The 19816-nt window shown below is 68.7% G+C and carries 19 protein-coding genes and 2 tRNA genes; 15 read left to right on the top strand and 6 right to left on the bottom strand.

Annotated features, from left to right (window positions below; translation table 11 throughout):
- The 6 genes from MFF54_RS25910 to MFF54_RS25935 form a co-directional block, all read right to left on the bottom strand.
- The coding region (locus tag MFF54_RS25910) for a uroporphyrinogen-III synthase (RefSeq protein ID WP_238307076.1) at positions 1–370 on the bottom strand (370 nt) is incomplete at its 3' end.
- A 4-nt stretch (positions 371–374) separates the two neighbouring features.
- A complete protein-coding gene (locus MFF54_RS25915; protein WP_238307077.1) occupies positions 375–1253 on the bottom strand; it encodes an aldose 1-epimerase family protein in 879 nt (292 codons plus the stop codon).
- 76 nt (positions 1254–1329) lie between these two features.
- Positions 1330–3081 (bottom strand): ABC transporter ATP-binding protein, encoded by a 1752-nt coding sequence (locus tag MFF54_RS25920; protein WP_238307078.1) that lies wholly within the window; start codon positions 3079–3081, stop codon positions 1330–1332.
- Between the two features lie 75 nt (positions 3082–3156).
- Positions 3157–3459, bottom strand: a complete 303-nt coding sequence (locus tag MFF54_RS25925; RefSeq protein WP_238307079.1) for a hypothetical protein — start codon at positions 3457–3459, stop codon at positions 3157–3159.
- 105 nt (positions 3460–3564) lie between these two features.
- Positions 3565–3641 (bottom strand) — tRNA-Asp (locus MFF54_RS25930).
- 69 nt (positions 3642–3710) lie between these two features.
- Positions 3711–3787: transfer RNA gene (locus MFF54_RS25935), tRNA-Asp, on the bottom strand.
- Between the two features lie 378 nt (positions 3788–4165).
- Here MFF54_RS25935 and MFF54_RS25940 point away from each other — a divergent pair.
- From MFF54_RS25940 to MFF54_RS26010, 15 genes are all read left to right on the top strand, one after another.
- Positions 4166–4531: an NADH-quinone oxidoreductase subunit A gene (locus MFF54_RS25940; protein ID WP_109950907.1), complete on the top strand. Its 366-nt coding sequence runs from the start codon at positions 4166–4168 to the stop codon at positions 4529–4531.
- Positions 4532–4573: 42 nt separating this feature from the next.
- Entirely contained in the window at positions 4574–5161 is a 588-nt protein-coding gene (locus tag MFF54_RS25945; protein ID WP_109950908.1) for a NuoB/complex I 20 kDa subunit family protein, read from the top strand.
- Between the two features lie 8 nt (positions 5162–5169).
- A complete protein-coding gene (locus tag MFF54_RS25950) occupies positions 5170–5817 on the top strand; it encodes an NADH-quinone oxidoreductase subunit C (protein ID WP_238307080.1) in 648 nt (215 codons plus the stop codon).
- A gap of 14 nt (positions 5818–5831) precedes the next feature.
- Entirely contained in the window at positions 5832–7022 is a 1191-nt protein-coding gene (locus tag MFF54_RS25955) for an NADH-quinone oxidoreductase subunit D (RefSeq protein WP_238307081.1), read from the top strand.
- Between the two features lie 22 nt (positions 7023–7044).
- Positions 7045–8127, top strand: coding sequence for an NADH-quinone oxidoreductase subunit NuoE (nuoE, locus tag MFF54_RS25960; protein ID WP_238307082.1), 1083 nt, complete (start codon positions 7045–7047; stop codon positions 8125–8127).
- Between the two features lies 1 nt (position 8128).
- Positions 8129–9430, top strand: a complete 1302-nt coding sequence (gene nuoF / locus MFF54_RS25965) for an NADH-quinone oxidoreductase subunit NuoF (protein ID WP_238307083.1) — start codon at positions 8129–8131, stop codon at positions 9428–9430.
- A 40-nt stretch (positions 9431–9470) separates the two neighbouring features.
- On the top strand, positions 9471–11540 hold the full coding sequence (nuoG, locus tag MFF54_RS25970) for an NADH-quinone oxidoreductase subunit NuoG (RefSeq protein WP_238307084.1): 2070 nt from the start codon (positions 9471–9473) through the stop codon (positions 11538–11540).
- Between the two features lie 11 nt (positions 11541–11551).
- The gene (nuoH, locus tag MFF54_RS25975; protein WP_238307085.1) at positions 11552–12574 is read left to right on the top strand and encodes an NADH-quinone oxidoreductase subunit NuoH; all 1023 of its coding nucleotides are present in this window, start codon (positions 11552–11554) and stop codon (positions 12572–12574) included.
- A 22-nt stretch (positions 12575–12596) separates the two neighbouring features.
- Positions 12597–13085, top strand: a complete 489-nt coding sequence (gene nuoI, locus MFF54_RS25980; protein WP_066921602.1) for an NADH-quinone oxidoreductase subunit NuoI — start codon at positions 12597–12599, stop codon at positions 13083–13085.
- A 127-nt stretch (positions 13086–13212) separates the two neighbouring features.
- A complete protein-coding gene (locus MFF54_RS25985) occupies positions 13213–13833 on the top strand; it encodes an NADH-quinone oxidoreductase subunit J (RefSeq protein ID WP_238307086.1) in 621 nt (206 codons plus the stop codon).
- Positions 13834–13850: 17 nt separating this feature from the next.
- The gene (gene nuoK, locus MFF54_RS25990; RefSeq protein WP_066921598.1) at positions 13851–14156 is read left to right on the top strand and encodes an NADH-quinone oxidoreductase subunit NuoK; all 306 of its coding nucleotides are present in this window, start codon (positions 13851–13853) and stop codon (positions 14154–14156) included.
- Positions 14157–14260: 104 nt separating this feature from the next.
- Complete coding sequence (gene nuoL / locus MFF54_RS25995; protein WP_238307087.1) at positions 14261–16369, top strand: NADH-quinone oxidoreductase subunit L; 2109 nt, start codon at positions 14261–14263, stop codon at positions 16367–16369.
- A complete protein-coding gene (locus MFF54_RS26000; RefSeq protein WP_238307088.1) occupies positions 16369–17889 on the top strand; it encodes an NADH-quinone oxidoreductase subunit M in 1521 nt (506 codons plus the stop codon). Before nuoL ends, MFF54_RS26000 begins: the two co-directional genes overlap by 1 nt.
- A 9-nt stretch (positions 17890–17898) precedes the next feature.
- Positions 17899–19347: an NADH-quinone oxidoreductase subunit NuoN gene (gene nuoN / locus MFF54_RS26005; RefSeq protein WP_238307089.1), complete on the top strand. Its 1449-nt coding sequence runs from the start codon at positions 17899–17901 to the stop codon at positions 19345–19347.
- Positions 19344–19816, top strand: a 473-nt coding sequence (locus MFF54_RS26010) for a biotin--[acetyl-CoA-carboxylase] ligase (RefSeq protein ID WP_238307090.1), incomplete at its 3' end; no start/stop codon positions are given. The genes nuoN and MFF54_RS26010, both read left to right, overlap by 4 nt.

Consider the following 19816-nt stretch of genomic DNA (forward strand, 5'->3'; position numbering starts at 1 on the left):
GCTCGGCGCCCGCGAGATGGAGCAGCGATGCGCCGGGCGGCAGCGTTTCGGTGATCAGGCGGGCAAGAGCAGCGGCGTCTCCCGGGCCCTCCCACACAGGTCCGAGACCGGCGCGCGCCGCGGCCTCGGCCGTGCTCGCGCCCACCGCGAAGACCGGCGTGCCGGCGAGCCGCGCGACCGCGCCGTCGTCCAGCACGGCCATCGCGTTGCCGCTGGTCAGAACGAGGCCCGCGAAACGCTCCTCCGGCAGAGCGGTGCCGGTCGGACGGCCGACCAGCACGGGGGCTATCAGCGGGAGATGTCCGCGCGCGCGCAGCCGGGCGGCCGTGCGCGTCGCGCCGGGTTCCGGGCGCGGCACCCAGATCCGCATCGGCCTAAGCTTCGAGGCTGAGCCGGACCGCGTGCCGCGCCTCGGCTCCGGGCGCCAGCAGGCGTTGCGAATCGCGCTCGGCGAGCTCGCCCGAGAAGTCGGCCCAGTCGGCGTGACCGGTCCAGCACTCGAGGGAGAGGAACGGTGCCGTGGGCTTCGTCCAGACCGCGAGATGCGGAAATTCATCGACCTCCATGCGGATCGCCCGCCCGTTCGGTCCGGTGAAGCGCATCGCGCGGCTCGTGGCATTCCGAAACACCAGCGCCTCGGTGAAGATTGCCGGGTCGAGGGGCAGGGTGTCGCCATGCAGCGGCACAGGCCGCTCGTCCCGCAGCAGCAGGCCGCCGGCGCCGACCTCCGGGGCGGCTCCGCGCTCCCGCTTCTCGAACACGACCGCGTAGCCGCCGTTGGCGGCGCGCTCGCCCCCCGCGAAGGGCCACGGAAAGGCCGGGTGGAACCCCAGCGCGTAGGGCAGGGGATCGGGACCCGGGTTGGCGACGGTGATGGCGAAGTCGAGGCCGGCGCTCCGGACGCGGGCCTCGATGTCGAGCCGGAAGGCGAAGGGGTAGTGCCGCCGCGTCTCCACGCCGTCGACGAGCCGCAGGATCACGGCGTCGTCGGCGCGCGAGACGACAGTGAACGGCAGGTCGCGCGCGAAGCCGTGCTGCGCCATCGGGTAGGCCTGCCCGCCGACGCGGACCATGCCGCCCGCAGAGGCGCCGACGACGGGGAAGAGCCACGGGGCGTGCCGGTTCCAGTGCTCCGGATCGCCGCTCCAGAGATACTCCGCGCCGTCGACACGCCAGGAGACCGGCTCCGCCCCGTCGAGCGCGATGCGGGCCGCGGTGCCGTCGGGGCTTCTCAGGTCGATCGTCTCGCGCATCGCAGGTCTCCGAAGGGCCAGATCGGCGTCAGTATAGGTCACCGGCATCCTGCGACCTGCATCGTGGACAGACGATTCACGCCGCCGGGACGATCTCGGGCAGGACGGTGCGGGGCGGCCCCGCCGCTATGACGCGCCCCGCCTCCAGCACGTAGACCGTGTCGGCGCGCTCCAGCGTCGTGAGACGATGGGCGATCATGACGAGCGTGTGCGTGCCGGCGAGCTCGCGCAGGGCGCGCATCACCGCCGCCTCCGTCTCGCCGTCGAGGGCCGAGGTCGCCTCGTCGAACACGAGCACGTCCGGCTCGTGGTAGAGGGCGCGTGCAATGCCGATGCGCTGGCGCTGGCCGCCGCTGAGGCGCGCGCCGCGCTCGCCCACGCGGGTGGCATAGCCCTGGGGCAGAGCGGTCACGAAGGCGTGGAGCCCTGCGAGCCGTGCCGCGCGCTCCACACAGGACGCGTCCGGATCGTCGAGGCCAAGCGCGATGTTCTCGGCTACCGTTCCATCGACCAGGAACACGTCCTGCGGGACGTAGCCGACGCGATTCTGCCAAGCGGGCAGTGTTTCGCGCGTCAGGACGACGCCGTCCACGGAGATGCGGCCGGCGTCCGGTGCCAGGATGCCGAGCAGCAGCCCGACCAGCGTTGACTTGCCCGAGCCGGTGCGGCCGACGAGGCCGACCGTGGCGCCCGCCGGAATGACGAGGTCGATGCCGGAGAGGGTCGGGCGGCCGGGTTCGTAATCGAAGCCGACGCCCTCGAAGCGCACGGCGTCGCGGAAGGGGAGGCGCCGCGCATCGCGCAAGGGGCGAGCGGGCTCGTCGCCGAGCTCGTCCACGATCAGCCGTGCGGCCGGCAGGGTGAAGCGCAGCAGCGCCAGCGCGTTGAAGATGTTCTGGAAGGCCGGCAGCATGCGATAGCCCGCGAAGGCGAACAGGCCGAGCAGTGGCAGGATGCCGGCGGTGTCGAGCCCCTGAGCGAGCGCGAACAGCACCACCACGATCACGCCGCCGAAGGCCACCGCCTCGATGACGAAGCGCGGCAGCTGGCCCGTCACGTGGCTCGCCGCGCTGTCGGCGGCGAACGCCTTCGCGGGCGCGTCGAAGCGGGACGCGAAGCGCTCTGCCCGGCCGTAGAGCTTGAGCTCGGTCAGCGCACCCAGCGTCTCCTGGACGACGCGGAAGCGCGTCTCGTTGTCGACGACCGAACGCGCCCCGATGCGCGCGAGGCGTGCGCGCACGAAGAGGTAGATCCCGACATAGAGCCCGCCGAAGCCGCCGCCGAGCACGAGAGCGAGGCCAGGCGCATAGAGGAGCAGGAAGCCGATCACGGCGAGCGCTGAGGCAGCGCGCGAGGCGATGACGGTCAGCGGCGTCAGCACGCCGATCACCACACGATCGGTCTCGCTCAGCACGTTCTTGGCGAGTTCCGCACTGTTGGCCTGCGCGAAGAACAGCCGCTCCCGATCGAGGTAGCGGAAGAGCAGGCGCCGGGCGAGGCCGTAGCCGGTGAGATGCGTGAAGAGGAGCTGCGTGTAGGTCAGGCCGGCATTGGCGACCGCCGTCGTCAGGATGGCGAGCAGGGCCGCCAGCCCCGTGGCGATGAGGAAGCCGCGGGGGTCGGCGAGCCCGAGCCCGTCGCGCAGGCCCGCGAGATAGGGAAGCCGGTCGGCGGCGGTCGGGTCCCCCACCAGGGTGAGGAAGGGGATCACGGAGGCGACGCCAATCACCTCAAGCAGGGCCGTACCGGCAAGCCCGATAGCGATCAGCGCGAGGCGCCGCCGCTCCTCGGGTTGGAGCACGCACAGAAGGTCTCTCAGCGTGCGCATGACGCGTGTCGCGATCGGGCCGGCATCCGGGCAGCGCTTAAAGAGCGCCGCCCAGCCTGTCCACGCGAGCGCGCCTCAATCGACTTGCTTCAATGAGGCGAGGTCGACCGTGCCGTTCTGGCTCGCGAAGCTCACCGAGCCGCCGTTCTGCTGCTGCACGCCGTTGATGCGATGATCGCCGCTGTCATAGGTGGTCGTCTTGCCGTCCCGCTCGACGAGGAGGCGGTGCTTGTCCGGGAAGAAGGCGTAGCGCAGCCCGTTCTGGCTGCCGCTGCTCGCCGGGCTGCCGAGATCCTGCGGCCACCACGGCTCCGCGCCCTTCATCGGTTCCATGGGCTTCATGGGCTCCATGGGTTTCATCGGCTTCATGGGTTCCATCGTCCACCTCCGTGTGCAGCCGGGAGACGCGGACGCGGCGGAATGGTTGCAGCGGGCAGTGCCGATTGCGCGGAGAAAATTTGTGCAGGTTGGGGATATGCGCTGTGGCGCGGGCGACGGGGCTCGAACCCGCGACCTCCGGCGTGACAGGCCGGCACTCTAACCAACTGAGCTACGCCCGCGCGGCGCAGCGAGGATGACCGCAGAAGGCCATCCCGGACGACATTCCAGCAACGCTGAAAAGGGGAACGTGGCGCGGGCGACGGGGCTCGAACCCGCGACCTCCGGCGTGACAGGCCGGCACTCTAACCAACTGAGCTACGCCCGCGTGGCGTCGTCGCCTTCGTCTCGGCGACGGCCGGGGTTTATGAGGGGGGCGGTGCCCTGTCAAGCAGCCGCGGGCGACTTTCTGACCCCCGTTCGGCGGACCGGTCGAGGGTTTGCCCCGGGGCCACAGGCATGCGCGGATCTGCCCGTCTTCCGGCGCTGGGACACATCCCCATCTCTGTGTGGCACGAGGACGTTGTGCGACGCGCAATGCCCTTGTCTCGCCTGTTCCCCTCGACTAAGCCTCCGGCCACGCGCACTCTGGGATTGGAGCAATTCCATTGGCCGGCCGGTTCGGCCTCGCCGGGCCGCATCGGCCTGGATGGATTGGCCGAGCCGGACACGGGCGCCGCGGTCCCACACGTGCACGGGGTGTCGCATGACCGGTCTTCTGGCGGACTACCTTCCGCTCATCGTCTTCATCGGCGTCTCGCTGTTCATCGCCGCCGCGCTGCTGGTGGCTCCCTTCCTGGTCGCCTACAGCAGCCCGGATCCGGAGAAGCTCTCGGCCTACGAGTGCGGCTTCAACGCCTTCGACGACGCGCGCATGAAGTTCGATGTGCGCTTCTACCTCGTCGCCATCCTGTTCATCATCTTCGATCTGGAAGTGGCCTTTCTGTTCCCCTGGGCGATCACGTTCGGGGAGCTCGGCTGGCTCGGCTTCTGGTCGATGATGGTCTTCCTCGGGGTTCTGACCGTCGGCTTCGTCTACGAGTGGCGCAAGGGCGCCCTCGAGTGGGACTAAGCCTGAGCCGGACCCCGCAGACGCCACGCTTCTGAGGCAATCATGGCCCTCACGCACGACCTCTCCCGCGCGCCCACCATCGCCCCGGCGGCGAAGGGCATCATCGACCCGAACACGGGCCGGCCGATCGGCGCGGACGATCCGACCTTCCTGTCGATCAGCGACGAGCTCGCCGACCGCGGCTTCCTGCTGACCTCCGCCGACGAGCTCATCACCTGGGCCCGGACCGGCTCGCTGATGTGGATGACCTTCGGGCTCGCCTGCTGCGCGGTCGAGATGATGCAGATGTCGATGCCGCGCTACGACTGCGAGCGCTTCGGCTTCGCACCCCGCGGCAGCCCGCGCCAGTCCGACGTGATGATCGTCGCCGGCACGCTCACCAACAAGATGGCTCCGGCGCTTCGCAAGGTCTACGACCAGATGCCGGAGCCGCGCTACGTCATCTCGATGGGCTCCTGCGCCAACGGCGGCGGCTACTACCACTACTCCTACTCGGTGGTGCGCGGCTGCGACCGGGTCGTGCCGGTGGACATCTACGTGCCCGGCTGCCCGCCGACCGCGGAGGCGCTGCTCTACGGCGTGCTTCTCCTCCAGAAGAAGATCCGCCGCACCGGCACGATCGAGCGCTAGGGGCGGACATGACCAACGGCATCTCGATCCTCGCCCATACCCAGCCGGAGCAGGGCGACGCGGCGCTCCAGGCGCTCTCCGACCGGGTCGGCGGCGCCCTCGGGCCCGCGATCGTCGAGCGCGGCATCGCGTTCGGCGAGCTGAGCCTCGTGGTCCAGGCCTCCGACATCGTCTACGCGCTGACCTACCTGCGCGACGATCCGAACTGCGCCTTCCGCTGCTTCATCGACATCTGCGGCGTGGACTATCCGGGCCGCGAGCGGCGCTTCGACGTCGTCTACCACCTGCTCTCGCTCCGGCATAACACTCGCATCCGGGTGAAGGTTCAGACCGACGAGAACACGCCCGTGCCGTCCGTGATCGACGTCTTCCCGGCCGCGAACTGGTTCGAGCGCGAGACGTACGACCTCTACGGCATCCTGTTCTCGGGCCATCCCGACCTGCGCCGCCTCCTCACCGACTACGGCTTCGAGGGGCACCCGCTGCGCAAGGACTTCCCGCTCACCGGCTTCGTCGAGGTCCGCTACGACCAGGACGAGGCGCGCGTCGTCTACGAGCCCGTGAAGCTCACGCAGGAGTTCCGCAACTTCGACTTCCTCTCGCCCTGGGAAGGCACGGACTACGTGTTGCCGGGCGACGAGAAGAAGACGGCCTGAGCGCGGAGACGGTCATGACCGAGCACAACATCCGCAACTTCGCGATCAACTTCGGCCCGCAGCATCCGGCGGCGCACGGCGTGCTGCGCCTCGTGCTGGAGCTCGACGGCGAGGTGGTCGAGCGGGTCGACCCGCATATCGGGCTCCTGCACCGCGGCACCGAGAAGCTGATCGAGCACAAGACCTACCTGCAGGCGACGCCCTATTTCGACCGGCTCGACTACGTGTCGCCGATGAACCAGGAGCACGCCTTCTGTCTGGCGATCGAGAAGCTCGCCGGCATCGAGGTGCCGCGCCGCGCCAAGCTGATCCGCACGCTCTACTGCGAGATCGGCCGCCTGCTCTCGCACCTCCTCAACGTCACCACGCAGGCGATGGACGTCGGCGCGCTCACGCCGCCCCTCTGGGGCTTCGAGGAGCGCGAGAAGCTGATGATCTTCTACGAGCGCGCCTCCGGCGCCCGGATGCACGCCAACTACTTCCGCCCCGGCGGCGTGCACCAGGACCTGCCGCCCGCGCTGATCGACGACATCGACGCCTTCTGCGACCCCTTCCTGCAGGTGGTCGACGACCTCGACGAACTCGTCATGGGCTCGCGCATCTTCAAGCAGCGCAACGTCGATATCGGCATCGTCTCGGTCGAGGAGGCGATGGCCTGGGGCTTCTCGGGCGTGATGGTGCGCGGCTCCGGCATCCCGTGGGACCTGCGCAAGTCGCAGCCCTACGAGTGCTACGAGGAGATGGAGTTCGACATCCCCGTGGGGAAGAACGGCGACACCTACGATCGCCAGGTGATCCGCATGGAGGAGATGCGGGAATCCGTGAAGATCATGAAGCAGTGCTGCGCCAAGCTGCGCGAGCCCGCCGGCCAGGGGCCGATCGCGGCGCTCGACGGCAAGTTCGCGCCGCCGCCGCGCCGGGAGATGAAGCGCTCGATGGAGGCGCTCATCCACCACTTCAAGCTCTACACGGAAGGGTTCCACGTGCCCGCCGGCGAGGTCTACGCCGCGGTCGAGGCGCCCAAGGGCGAGTTCGGCGTCTATCTGGTCTCGGACGGCACCAACAAGCCGTACCGATGCAAGATCCGCGCTCCGGGCTTCGCCCATCTCCAGGCGATGGACTGGATGTGCCGCGGGCACCTGCTCGCCGACGTGTCCTGCGTGCTCGGCACGCTCGACATCGTCTTCGGCGAGGTGGACCGCTGAGCGGCTGAAGGGTTTCGAGACGATGGCCAACCGCAGACTAGCCCCCGCCGCCGAGCAGCCCGAGAGCTTCGCGTTCACGCCGGAGAACGCCGCGTGGGTGAAGGGGCAGATCGCCAAGTACCCGGAAGGGCGCCAGGCCTCGGCCGTGATCCCGCTCCTGTGGCGCGCCCAGGAGCAGAACGGCGGCTGGCTGCCGCAGAAAGCCATCGAGGCGGTCGCCGCCGAGCTCGGCATGCCGGCGATCCGCGTGCTGGAGGTCGCGACCTTCTACACGATGTTCGCCCTGGAGCCGGTGGGCCGCTACTGGATCCAGGTCTGCGGGACGGTGCCGTGCGATTCCTGCGGGGCGCGCGAGTTGAAGGACATGCTGCACGAGCGGCTCGGCCCCTCGGGCCACGTCGATCCGACCGGCACCTTCTCCTGGCTCGAGGTCGAGTGCCTGGGCGCCTGCTGCAACGCGCCGATGGTGCAGATCAACCAGGATTATTACGAGGACCTGACGCCTGAGCTGCTCGGCAAGCTCATGGACGACCTCGCGGCCGGGCGCCCGGTCAAGGTCGGCTCGCAGATCGACCGGAACGCGTCCGAGCCGCTGGGTGGCCCCAACACGCTCACCGACCCGACCCTCTACGACGGCTCGCGCGTCGGCGCGTGGCGCAAGCGCTTCGAGGAAGCGCGCAAGGACGAGGCGGCGGGCCAGGACGAGGCGACGTCGAGCGAGCAGCAGGCGGCGACGAACCCGAAGCCGGCCCGGCCCGACGCCGGCCGGCCGGTCGAGACCGCCGCGAGCGATGCCCCGGCACAGCGTGCCGCCGCCGGGGAGGCGCCGGTGAAGAGCGGCGACAAGGCGGAGGCCTCTGAGACGGAGCACTCAACCGCCGGCAAGTCCGAGGCACCTGCATCCCAGCCGACGGCGATCAAGGATCTGGAGCCCGCGGGCGCCGAGGCCGGCGCGCAGTCGTCGCTGCCGCGCGACGTGCCGCCGCCCCAGCCCATAGCCTCCGGCGAGGAGGAGGCCTCCGAGCCGGCGCCCGACGCGGAATCGCCGAAGCTGCCGAAGGGCCGCGCCAGACCGAAGCCCGCAAACAAGCCTGAGAGGACCTGACATGCTCTCCGATCAGGATCGCATCTTCACCAACCTCTACGGCCTGCACTCGCCGGGCCTGGACGCCGCGAAGAAGCGCGGCGCCTGGGACGGCACCAAGTTCCTGCTGGAGATGGGCCGCGACTGGATCATCGAGGAGATGAAGGCCTCGGGCCTGCGCGGCCGCGGCGGCGCCGGCTTCCCGACCGGCCTCAAGTGGTCGTTCATGCCGAAGAAGTCGGACGGGCGCCCGCACTACCTCGTGGTCAACGCCGACGAGTCGGAGCCCGGTACCTGCAAGGACCGGGAGATCATGCGGCACGACCCGCACCTCCTGATCGAGGGCTGCCTGCTCGCCTCCTTCGCGATGGGGGCGCACGCCTGCTACGTCTACATCCGCGGCGAGTACGTCGCCGAGAAGCACGCGCTCCAGAAGGCCGTCGACGAGGCCTACGAGGCGCGGCTGGTCGGTCAGGACAACCTGCACGGCTACCCCTTCGACATCTACGTCCACCACGGCGCGGGCGCCTATATCTGCGGCGAGGAGACCGCCCTCATCGAGAGCCTCGAGGGCAAGAAGGGCATGCCGCGGCTGAAGCCGCCGTTCCCGGCCAATATGGGCCTCTACGGCTGCCCCACGACCGTGAACAACGTCGAGTCGATCGCGGTCGCCGGCACGATCCTGCGCCGCGGCGGCGCGTGGTTCGCCGGCCTCGGCGGCAAGAACAACACCGGCTCGAAGCTGTTCTGCGTCTCCGGCCACGTCAACAAGCCCTGCAACGTCGAGGAGGAGCTCGGGATCACCTTCCGGGAGCTCGTCGACAAGTATTGCGGCGGCATGCGCGGCGGCTGGGACAACCTGCTCTGCTCGATCCCCGGCGGCTCCTCGGTGCCGCTGGTGCCGGCCGAGCAGATCATCGACGCCAAGATGGATTTCGACACGCTGCGCGGCCTCGGCTCCGGCCTCGGCACCGCGGCGGTCATCGTCCTCGACAAGTCGACCGACATCGTCGAGGCGATCACCCGGATCTCGTACTTCTACAAGCACGAGTCCTGCGGCCAGTGCACGCCCTGCCGCGAGGGCACCGGCTGGATGTGGCGCGTCCTCACGCGCATGGCGAAGGGCCGCGCGCAGAAGCGCGAGATCGACATGCTGTTCGAGGTCACGAAGCAGATCGAGGGCCACACGATCTGCGCGCTGGGCGACGCCGCCGCATGGCCGGTCCAGGGCCTGATCAAGCACTTCCGCCCCGAGATCGAGAAGCGGATCGACCGCTACACCGCCAACCCGCACACGGACCCCGTGCCGATGGCCGCGGAGTGATCCGCCCCGCGCCCGCGCAGTCCGAGCCCGAGAAAGACAGATGACGAAAATTCTCGTCGACGGCATCGAGGTTGACGTCCCGGCCGAGTACACGCTGCTCCAGGCCTGCGAGGTCGCGGGCGCGGAGATCCCGCGTTTCTGCTTCCACGAGCGGCTGTCGATCGCCGGCAATTGCCGCATGTGCCTGGTCGAGCTGAAGGGCGCGCCCAAGCCCGTGGCCTCCTGCGCCTACGCGGTGAAGGATTGCCGCCCGGGCCCGAACGGCGAGCCGCCGGAGGTGCTGACGCGCTCGGGCGGGACGAAGAAGGCCCGCGAGGGGGTGATGGAGTTCCTCCTCATCAACCACCCGCTCGACTGCCCGATCTGCGACCAGGGCGGACACTGCGACCTGCAGGACCAGGCGATGGCCTACGGGGTCGACTCGACGCGCTACAGCGAGAACAAGCGCGCGGTCGAGGAGAAGTATATCGGCCCGCTGGTGCGGACGGCGATGAACCGCTGCATCCACTGCACCCGCTGCGTGCGCTTCCTGGCGGAGGTCGCGGGCGTGCCGGACCTCGGCGCGATCGGCCGTGGCGAGGACATGGAGATCACGAGCTACCTCGAACAGGCGATGAACTCGGAGCTGCAGGGCAACGTCGCCGATCTCTGCCCCGTGGGCGCGCTCGTCCACAAGCCGCAGAGCTACAACGTCCGCCCCTGGGAGCTCTCGAAGACCGAATCCGTCGACGTGATGGACGCGGTGGGCTCGGCGATCCGCGTGGATGCCCGCGGCCGCGAGGTCATGCAGATCGAGCCGCGCGTCAACGAGGAGATCAACGAGGAGTGGATCTCCGACAAGACCCGCCACGCCGTGGACGGTCTGCGGGTCCAGCGCCTCGACCGGCCCTTCCTGCGCGAGAACGGCCGCCTGCGCCCGGCCTCCTGGGCGGAGGCGTTCGGGGCGATCGCCGCCAAGCTCAAGGGCGCCGACCCGAAGCGCGTCGGCGCGGTGGTGGGTGACCTCGCCGCGGTCGAGGAGGTGTTCGCGCTCAAGCAGCTGATGGACTCGCTCGGCGTCGCCAACCTCGATTGCCGTCAGGCCGGCGCGGGCCTCGACCCGGCCTGGGGCCGGGCCGCCTACACCTTCAACCCGACGATCCCCGGCATCGAGCAGGCGGACGCGATCCTGCTCGTCGGCACCAACCCGCGCATCGAGGCCTCGCTGCTGAACGTGCGCATCCGCAAGCGCTGGCGCATGGCTCCGCTCGCGGTGGGCCTGATCGGCGAGCCGGCGGACCTCACCTACCCCCATGTCCAGATCGGCGCCGGCCCCGAATCGCTCGCCGCGCTGGCGCGGGGTGAGCACAGCTTCCTCGAGGCCCTGAAGGCCGCCAACCACCCGCTGATCATCGTCGGCGAGGCTGCGGCGAACCAGCCGGGCGTGCTGGCCGCCGCGGCGCAGCTCGCCCGCGACGTCGGCGCTGTGACGCCCGACTGGAACGGTTTCGGCGTGCTGCACAACGCCGCCGCCCGCGTCGGCGCGCTCGATCTCGGCTTCGTGCCAGGGGAGGGCGGCCTCGACTTCGCCGGCATGGTCGGCGGCGGCGTGGACGTGCTGTTCAATCTCGGCGCCGACGAGTGCGAGGTGGCGCCTGGCGCCTTCGTGATCTACCAGGGCACCCACGGCGACCGCGGCGCGACCCGCGCCGACGTGATCCTGCCCGGCGCCGCCTACACCGAGAAGAACGCGACCTACGTCAACACCGAAGGCCGCGTGCAGCAGGCCAACCGCGCCGGCTTCCCGCCGGGTGACGCCCGCGAGGACTGGGCGATCCTGCGCGCCGTCTCGGACGTGCTGGGCCATAAGCTGCCCTACGATTCGCTCAACGCGCTGCGCCGGGCGCTCTACGCCGAGCACCCGCACTTCGCGGCGGTCGGCAGCGTGGCCGGGAGCGATCTCGCCGCCGCCCTCGATCGCCTCGCCGGGCTGGGAGGGGAGGGCGCCCGCGGCGCCTTCCAGTCGCCGGTCCGCGACTTCTACTTCACCAACCCGATCACCCGCGCCTCGCGGGTGCTCGCCGAGTGTTCGAGCCTCGCCCGCGGGCGCGCGCTCGAGGCGGCCGAGTAGGAGGCCCGTCGATGACCACCCTCGAGATCGTCGGGACGGTGCTCCTGATCGCGCTCAAGAGCTTCCTGCTCCTCGCGCTGCTCCTCGTCTTCATCGCCTACGCGCTGCTGGCCGACCGTAAGATCTGGGCGGCCGTGCAGCTGCGCCGCGGCCCGAACGTGGTCGGGCCCTGGGGCCTGTTCCAGTCCTTCGCCGACCTGATCAAGTTCGTGATCAAGGAGCCGGTGATCCCGGCGGGCGCCAACAAGGGCATCTACCTCTTGGCGCCCCTGGTCTTCGCGACCCTGGCGCTCGCCTCCTGGGCGGTGATCCCGCTCGCGGAGGGGTGGGCGATCGCCGACATCAACGTCGGCATCACCTACATCTTCGCCATCTCGTCGCTCGGCGTCTACGGCGTCATCATGGGCGGCTGGGCCTCGAACTCGAAATACGCCTTCCTGGGCGCGCTCCGCTCGGCCGCGCAGATGATCTCCTACGAGGTCTCCCTCGGCTTCGTGATCATCTGCGTGCTGCTCTGCGCCGGCTCGCTCAATCTCTCGCGCATCGTGATGGCGCAGGACACCAGCCTCGGCTTGTTCGGCTGGTACTGGCTCTGGCTCTTCCCGATGTTCGTGGTGTTCTTCATCTCGGCGCTCGCCGAGACGAACCGCCCGCCCTTCGACCTGCCGGAGGCCGAGTCGGAGCTCGTGGCCGGCTACATGGTCGAGTACTCGTCGACGCCGTACCTGCTCTTCATGCTGGGCGAGTACGTGGCCATCATGACCATGTGCGCGCTGGGCACCGTGCTGTTCCTCGGCGGCTGGCTCTCCCCGATCCCCTTCGCGCCCTTCACCTGGGTGCCGGGCCTGATCTGGTTCGCCCTCAAGGCCAGCTTCCTCTTCTTCATGATCGCCATGGTGAAGGCCATGGTGCCGCGCTACCGCTACGACCAGCTCATGCGCCTCGGCTGGAAGGTCTTCCTGCCCCTCTCGCTGATCTCGGTCGTCGTCGTCGCCTTCGTCCTCAAGCTCACCGGCCTCGCGCCGGGCGCGTGACAGCAACATCGGAGATCCGGGCATGAAGCTCGATCAGGTCGCCAGGAGCCTTCTCCTGAAGGAGTTCGTGTCGGGGTTCGTCCTCGCCATGAAGTACTTCTTCAAGCCGAAGGCGACGATCAACTACCCCTTCGAGATGGGCCACCGCGGTCCGCGTTTCCGGGGCGAGCACGCGCTGCGCCGCTACCCGAACGGCGAGGAGCGCTGCATCGCCTGCAAGCTCTGCGAGGCGATCTGCCCGGCCCAGGCCATCACCATCGAGGCCGGTCCCCGCCGCAACGACGGCACGCGGCGCACCACGCGCTACGACATCGACATGGTGAAGTGCATCTACTGCGGCATGTGCCAGGAGGCCTGCCCCGTGGACGCCATCGTCGAGGGGCCGAACTTCGAGTTCTCGGTCGAGACCCGCGAGGAGCTGCTCTACGACAAGCAGAAGCTCCTGCTGAACGGCGATCGCTGGGAGCGCGAGATCGCCCGCAACATCGCGATGGACGCCCCCTACCGCTGACAGGGACAAGCTTCCTCGGCGCCTTGTGTGGCGGGGACCCCGGTTCTATAGGACGGCCAGCCCGCGCTGGCCGTGTCCACCCACGAGGCAGAAGGGGCCGCTCCGCGCGGCCGATCCTGACAAGCGCATGACCGCAGCAGCCGCCTTCTTCTACCTGTTCGCGGGCGTCGCCATCGCCTCCGGGTTCATGGTGATCGCCTCCCGAAACCCCGTGGCGTCGGTTCTGTTCCTGATCCTCGCCTTCGTGAATGCCGCAGGCCTCTTCGTCCTGATGGGCGCCGAGTTCCTGGCGATGATCCTGGTGGTCGTCTATGTCGGCGCCGTCGCGGTGCTGTTCCTCTTCGTCGTGATGATGCTCGACGTGGATTTCGCCGAGCTGCGCCAGGGCTTCCAGCAATACCTGCCGGTCGGCGCGCTGATCGGGGTGATCTTCCTGATCGAGATCCTGCTCGTCGTCGGCTCCTGGACCATCGATCCGGGCCTCGTGCAGACGCCGCTCGGCAACCCGGCCTCCGCCGAGAACCTGACGAACACGGCCGCGCTCGGCCGGGTGCTCTACACGGAGTACGTCTACTTCTTCCAGCTCGCCGGGCTGATCCTGCTCGTCGCGATGATCGGCGCCATCGTGCTGACCCTGCGCGACCGCCCCGGCGTGAAGCGTCAGAACATCGCCGTGCAGAACGCCCGCACGCAAGGCATGGCCGTGGAGAACCGCAAGGTGCCCTCGCGCCAGGGCGTCGAGGTCTGAGGAGCGAGGACAGCACCATGATCGGCCTGAGCCACTACCTCACCGTCGCGGCGATCCTGTTCACGCTCGGCGTGCTCGGCATCTTCATCAACCGCAAGAACATCATCGTGATCCTGATGTCGGTCGAGCTGATCCTGCTCGCGGTGAACATCAACCTCGTGGCGTTCTCGACCCACCTCAACGACATCACCGGCCAGGTCTTCGCGCTCTTCGTGCTGACCGTGGCCGCCGCCGAGGCCGCCATCGGCCTCGCCATCCTGGTGGTGTTCTTCCGCAACCGCGGCTCCATCGCGGTCGAGGACGTGAGCATGATGAAGGGCTAGAGGCGGCCGAAGCCGCTTCGGCGGCCGGAGTCGCCTCGCCCTGACCTGAAACCCGTGGGCCGCGGCCGATACCGCGCGCCTGAAGGCCGGACTGCAAGAGAACGATGTATCACGCGATCGTCTTCTTCCCGCTCATCGGCGCGCTCGTCGCCGGGCTGTTCGGCCGCCTCATCGGCGCGCGGGCGAGCGAGTACGTCACCACCGCCTGCCTCGCCTTCGCGGCGCTGCTGTCCTGGGGCGTGTTCATCGAGGGCGGCGAGGCCGTCCGCGTGCAGGTCGCCACGTGGTTCACGGCCGGCGACCTCACGGTCGACTGGGCCTTCCGGATCGACACGCTGACCCGGGTGATGCTCGTCGTCGTGACCTCGGTGTCGACGCTCGTGCACCTCTACTCCATCGGCTACATGCACGAGGATCCGCACCGGCCGCGGTTCTTCGCCTACCTGTCGCTCTTCACCTTCGCCATGCTGATGCTGGTGACGGCCGACAACCTCGTGCAGATGTTCTTCGGCTGGGAGGGCGTCGGCCTCGCCTCCTACCTGCTGATCGGCTTCTGGTACGAGAAGCCCTCGGCGAACGCCGCCGCCATGAAGGCCTTCATCGTCAACCGCGTCGGCGATTTCGGCTTCTCGCTCGGCATCTTCCTCGTCTTCGTCCTGTTCGGCGCGGTCGGCTTCGACGGCATCTTCCCGCGGGTGAACGAGTTCAAGGACGCGACCTTCCACTTCCTGGGCTACGACTGGCATGCCCTGACGCTCGCCTGCCTGCTCCTGTTCATGGGCGCGATGGGCAAGTCGGCGCAGTTCCTGCTGCACACCTGGCTGCCGGACGCGATGGAGGGCCCGACCCCGGTCTCGGCGCTCATCCACGCGGCCACCATGGTCACCGCCGGCGTCTTCATGGTCGCGAGGTTGTCGCCGCTCTTCGAACTCGCCCCCAACGCGCTCATCGTCGTCACGGTGATCGGCGGCATCACGGCCTTCTTCGCCGCCACCGTCGGCCTCGTGCAGAACGACATCAAGCGCGTGATCGCCTACTCGACCTGCTCGCAGCTCGGCTACATGTTCGTCGCGCTCGGCGTCGGTGCCTACGCGGCGGGCGTGTTCCACCTCTTCACCCACGCCTTCTTCAAGGCGCTTCTGTTCCTCGGGGCCGGCTCGGTCATCCACGCGATGCACCATGAGCAGGACATGCGGAACATGGGGGCGCTGCGTCCCTATATCCCCTTCACCACCGCCATGATGGCGATCGGCACGCTCGCGCTGATCGGCTTCCCGTTCACGGCCGGCTACTACTCGAAGGACGCCATCATCGAGGCGGCCTACATGTCGACCCGGCCCGGGCACACGCTGGCCTTCTTCGCCACCGTGATCGCGGCCTTCTTCACCTCGTTCTACTCCTGGCGCCTGTTCTTCATGACCTTCGAGGGGCCGGCCCGCTGGGTGCATCACGGCGCGCACGGCCATGATGATCACCACGCCGATCACCACGCCCCGGCCGTCGCCCATTCGGCGACCGCGCACGAGGCGGACGGCGCGCCCGGCCACCACGAGGGCGTGGCCCACGACGACCGGGGCCACGACGTCGAGCCGGCCTCTCACGCGGCGCACGAGCACCACGACCACGCGCCCCACACGCCCCACGAGAGCCCGCTCGTGATGACGATCCCGCTGGCCGTCCTCGCCTTCGGCGCGCTCTTCGCCGGCCTGATCTTCAAGAACCGCTTCATCGGCGAGGGCATGGACGCCTTCTGGGGCCACGCCCTGGCGCACGGGCCCGACAACCACATCATGCACGACATTCACAACGTGCCGCGCTGGGTCGCCCTCTCGCCCTTCGTGATGATGCTAGCCGGCTTCGTCGTGGCCTTCTGGATGTACATCCGCCGGCCCGAGCTGCCGCACCGGCTCGCCGAGCAGCAGCCGTCGCTGTACCGCTTCCTGCTCAACAAGTGGTACTTCGACGAGATCTACGACCGGATCTTCGTCCGTCCCGCCAAGGGCTTCGGCATCTTCCTCTGGAAGCAGGTCGACGGCCGCGCCATCGACGGCGCCGGGCCGGACGGCATCGCCGCCCGGGTGATCGACGTGACCCGCGGCGTCGTCCGCTTCCAGACCGGCTACGTCTACCACTACGCCTTCGTCATGCTGATCGGCGTCGCCGGCCTGATCAGCTGGTACATGATGACCGGTCTCCCGAAGGGTGCGCACTGATGTTCGGCCTCGGCATCCTCTCCGGCCTGCTGATCGTCCCGCTCTGCGGTGCCGCCTTCATCCTCACGCTGAACGGCGACGAGGCCAGCGTGAAGCGCAACGCCCGCTGGGCCGCGCTCGCCACCACGATCATCACGTTCCTGCTCTCGCTCGTGGCCTGGGGGCGCTACGACGCCTCCTCGGCGAGCTTCCAACTCGTCGAGAACCACGCGTGGCTCGCCGAGAACATCCGGTTCAAGCTCGGTGTCGACGGCTTCTCGATGCCCTTGATGCTGCTCACGACCTTCCTGATGCCCTTCTGCATCGGCGCGTCGTGGCACTCGATCGAGCACCGCGTGAAGGAGTACTTCGTCGCCTTCCTGGTCCTCGAGACGACGATGATCGGCGTGTTCTGCGCGCTCGACCTCGTGCTGTTCTACCTGTTCTTCGAGGCAGGCCTGATCCCGATGTTCCTCATCATCGGCATCTGGGGCGGAAAGCGGCGCATCTACGCGAGCTTCAAGTTCTTCCTCTACACGCTGCTCGGCTCCGTGCTGATGCTGCTCGCCATCATGGCGATGTACTGGCACGCCGGCACGACGGACATCCCGACCCTGCTGCAGACCCGCTTCCCGGCGCACATGCAGACCTGGCTCTGGCTCGCCTTCTTCGCCTCCTTCGCGGTGAAGATGCCGATGTGGCCGGTCCATACCTGGCTTCCCGACGCCCACGTCGAGGCGCCGACCGCGGGCTCGGTGATTCTGGCCGGCATCCTGCTGAAGATGGGCGGCTACGGCTTCATCCGGATCTCGCTGCCGATGCTGCCGATCGCCAGCCAGGAATTCGCGCCGCTGGTCTTCGCCCTCTCGGTGATCGCGATCATCTTCACCTCGCTCACCGCGATGATGCAGACCGACATCAAGAAGCTGATCGCCTACTCCTCGGTGGCGCATATGGGCTTCGTGACGCTGGGCCTCTTCACGCTGAACGAGCAGGGCATCCAGGGCGCGCTGTTCCTGATGATCTCGCACGGCATCGTGTCGGGCGCGCTCTTCCTCGGGGTGGGCGTGGTCTACGACCGGATGCACACGCGCGAGATCGCGGCCTATGGCGGCCTCGTGAAGCGCATGCCGCTCTACGCGGTGGCCATGATGGTCTTCACCATGGCCAATGTGGGACTGCCGGGCACCTCCGGCTTCGTGGGCGAGTTCCTGGCCATGATGGGCGCCTTCAAGGCGAACCCGACGGTCGCCTTCTTCTCGGTCTTCGGCATCATCCTGTCGGCCGGCTACGCGCTCTGGCTTTACGCCCGGGTGATCTACGGGAAGCTCGACAAGCCGAACCTCCAGGGCATCCTCGACCTCGACAACCGCGAGAAGCTGATCCTGGCCCCGCTCGTCGCCCTGACGATCTACTACGGCGTGCACCCGGCCCCGATCCTCGACACCTTCGCGCCCTCCACGGAGGCCCTGATGACGGGCATCCGCTCCGCCCTCTCGAACACGCAGACTGCGGCCACCGTGCTGCCGCTGGCGCGCTGAGATTCAGAGATGCCGACAGTCCAATCCGTACTTCCCACCCTGGCGCCGCTCCTGCCTGAGATCATCCTCAGCGCCGGCGTGATGGTGCTGATCCTCTACGGCGCCTTCCGGGGCGAGAAATCCGTCGAGGGCGTCAATGTCGGCGCGCTGCTCCTGCTGCTGCTGGCCTTCTTCGTGGTGATCTCGCAGGCGCCCGGCGTGAAGGTGACGACGCTCTCGGGCTCCTTCATCCAGGACGGCTTCTCCAAGGTGATGAAGTCGCTGGTGCTCCTGGGCTCGGCCGCCACCATCCTGCTCTCGCGCGACTACTTCCAGCGCGAGCGGATCGATCGGTTCGAGTTCCCGATCCTCGTCGTGCTCTGCACCATCGGCATGATGGTGATGGTCTCGGCCAACGACCTGATCGCGCTCTATCTCGGCCTCGAGCTTCAGTCGCTCGCCGCCTACGTGATCGCCTCGTTCCACCGCGACGACCTGAAGTCGACCGAGGCCGGCCTCAAGTACTTCGTCCTCGGCGCGCTCTCCTCGGGCATGCTGCTCTACGGCTCGTCTCTGATCTACGGCTTCACCGGCACCGTCTCGTTCCCAGGCATCGTCTCGGCGCTGAACGAGACCAACGCCGGCTTCGGCATCGTGCTCGGCATCGTGTTCGTGGCCGCCGCCGTCGCCTTCAAGATGTCGGCCGTGCCGTTCCACATGTGGACGCCCGACGTCTACGAGGGCGCGCCGACCCCGGTGACCGCCTTCTTCGCCTCCGCACCGAAGATGGCCGCCGTCGCCATGACGGTGCGCGTCTTCATCGGCGCGCTGCCCGACGTGACGGCGATCTGGCAGCAGATCATCGTCTTCATCTCGATTGCCTCGATGGCGCTCGGCTCCTTCGCGGCGATCGGCCAGCGCAGCATCAAGCGCCTGATGGCCTACTCCTCGATCGGCAACATCGGCTACGCGCTGATCGGGCTCGCGGCGGGCACGGAGGCCGGCATCTTCGGCGTGGTGATCTACATGATCATCTACCTCGCCATGACGCTCGGCGCCTTCGCAATCATCCTGTCGCTGCGCCGCCGGAACGAGATGTTCGACACGATCGAGGACCTGTCGGGCCTCTCGCGCACCCATCCGTGGGTGGCGTTCCTGCTCGCCATGATCATGTTCTCGCTCGCCGGCATCCCGCCGCTGGCCGGCTTCTTCGGCAAGTTCTACGTCTTCGCCGCCGCCATCGAGGCGAAGCTCTTCACCCTCGCGGTGATCGGCGTGGTGACGAGCGTGGTCGGCGCCTACTACTACCTGCGGGTCGTCAAGATCATGTACTTCGATGAGCCGAAGGCGCCCTACGAGGCCATGGCCCCGGGCCTGCGCATCGTGCTGGCCCTGTCGAGCGTCGTCGTGATCCTGTTCTTCGTGCTGCCGGCGCCCCTGCGCGGCGCGGCCGAGGCGGCCGCGAGGTCGCTGTTCTGACCCGAACGGGCTACCGCCTGGGCAACGCCGCCCGGGCCGACGGGCACCGCCTCCACGTTCACGAGCGCCTCGGCTCGACGAACGCGGAGGCGTTGGCGCTTGCGCGCGCCGGCGAGACCGGTCCGCTCTGGATCGCCGCGCGGATGCAGGAGGCGGGGCGGGGCCGGCGCGGGAACGCCTGGGCCTCGCTGCCCGGGAACCTCGCGGTGAGCGTTCTGTGGCCGGTCTCGGGCATCGACCCCGAGCGCCTCGCGACGCTCGGCTTCGTGGCGGGCGTCGCCCTGGCGGAGGCGCTCGACGCGTCCTGCGGCACCGCGCCGGGCTGTCAACCGGGCGCGGCGGACCGATCTTTCCGTCTCAAGTGGCCGAACGACGTTCTGTGCGCTAATGCCAAGCTGGCCGGGATCCTGCTGGAGGCCGAGTCGCTGCCCGGCGGTCGCCGCGCGGCGGTGATCGGCTTCGGCGTCAA

It is taken from the genome of Methylobacterium gregans, from assembly GCF_022179245.1.
Taxonomy (GTDB): domain Bacteria; phylum Pseudomonadota; class Alphaproteobacteria; order Rhizobiales; family Beijerinckiaceae; genus Methylobacterium; species Methylobacterium gregans.

What these genes read in the sequence shown, in the direction of transcription:
- MFF54_RS25915 (WP_238307077.1), bottom strand. Translation starts at nt 1,253, where the DNA reads ATGCGCGAGACGATCGACCTGAGAAGCCCCGACGGCACCGCGGCCCGC.
- MFF54_RS25920 (WP_238307078.1), bottom strand. Translation starts at nt 3,081, where the DNA reads ATGCGCACGCTGAGAGACCTTCTGTGCGTGCTCCAACCCGAGGAGCGG.
- MFF54_RS25925 (WP_238307079.1), bottom strand. Translation starts at nt 3,459, where the DNA reads ATGGAACCCATGAAGCCGATGAAACCCATGGAGCCCATGAAGCCCATG.
- MFF54_RS25940 (WP_109950907.1), top strand. Translation starts at nt 4,166, where the DNA reads ATGACCGGTCTTCTGGCGGACTACCTTCCGCTCATCGTCTTCATCGGC.
- MFF54_RS25945 (WP_109950908.1), top strand. Translation starts at nt 4,574, where the DNA reads ATGGCCCTCACGCACGACCTCTCCCGCGCGCCCACCATCGCCCCGGCG.
- MFF54_RS25950 (WP_238307080.1), top strand. Translation starts at nt 5,170, where the DNA reads ATGACCAACGGCATCTCGATCCTCGCCCATACCCAGCCGGAGCAGGGC.
- MFF54_RS25955 (WP_238307081.1), top strand. Translation starts at nt 5,832, where the DNA reads ATGACCGAGCACAACATCCGCAACTTCGCGATCAACTTCGGCCCGCAG.
- nuoE (WP_238307082.1), top strand. Translation starts at nt 7,045, where the DNA reads ATGGCCAACCGCAGACTAGCCCCCGCCGCCGAGCAGCCCGAGAGCTTC.
- nuoF (WP_238307083.1), top strand. Translation starts at nt 8,129, where the DNA reads ATGCTCTCCGATCAGGATCGCATCTTCACCAACCTCTACGGCCTGCAC.
- nuoG (WP_238307084.1), top strand. Translation starts at nt 9,471, where the DNA reads ATGACGAAAATTCTCGTCGACGGCATCGAGGTTGACGTCCCGGCCGAG.
- nuoH (WP_238307085.1), top strand. Translation starts at nt 11,552, where the DNA reads ATGACCACCCTCGAGATCGTCGGGACGGTGCTCCTGATCGCGCTCAAG.
- nuoI (WP_066921602.1), top strand. Translation starts at nt 12,597, where the DNA reads ATGAAGCTCGATCAGGTCGCCAGGAGCCTTCTCCTGAAGGAGTTCGTG.
- MFF54_RS25985 (WP_238307086.1), top strand. Translation starts at nt 13,213, where the DNA reads ATGACCGCAGCAGCCGCCTTCTTCTACCTGTTCGCGGGCGTCGCCATC.
- nuoK (WP_066921598.1), top strand. Translation starts at nt 13,851, where the DNA reads ATGATCGGCCTGAGCCACTACCTCACCGTCGCGGCGATCCTGTTCACG.
- nuoL (WP_238307087.1), top strand. Translation starts at nt 14,261, where the DNA reads ATGTATCACGCGATCGTCTTCTTCCCGCTCATCGGCGCGCTCGTCGCC.
- MFF54_RS26000 (WP_238307088.1), top strand. Translation starts at nt 16,369, where the DNA reads ATGTTCGGCCTCGGCATCCTCTCCGGCCTGCTGATCGTCCCGCTCTGC.
- nuoN (WP_238307089.1), top strand. Translation starts at nt 17,899, where the DNA reads ATGCCGACAGTCCAATCCGTACTTCCCACCCTGGCGCCGCTCCTGCCT.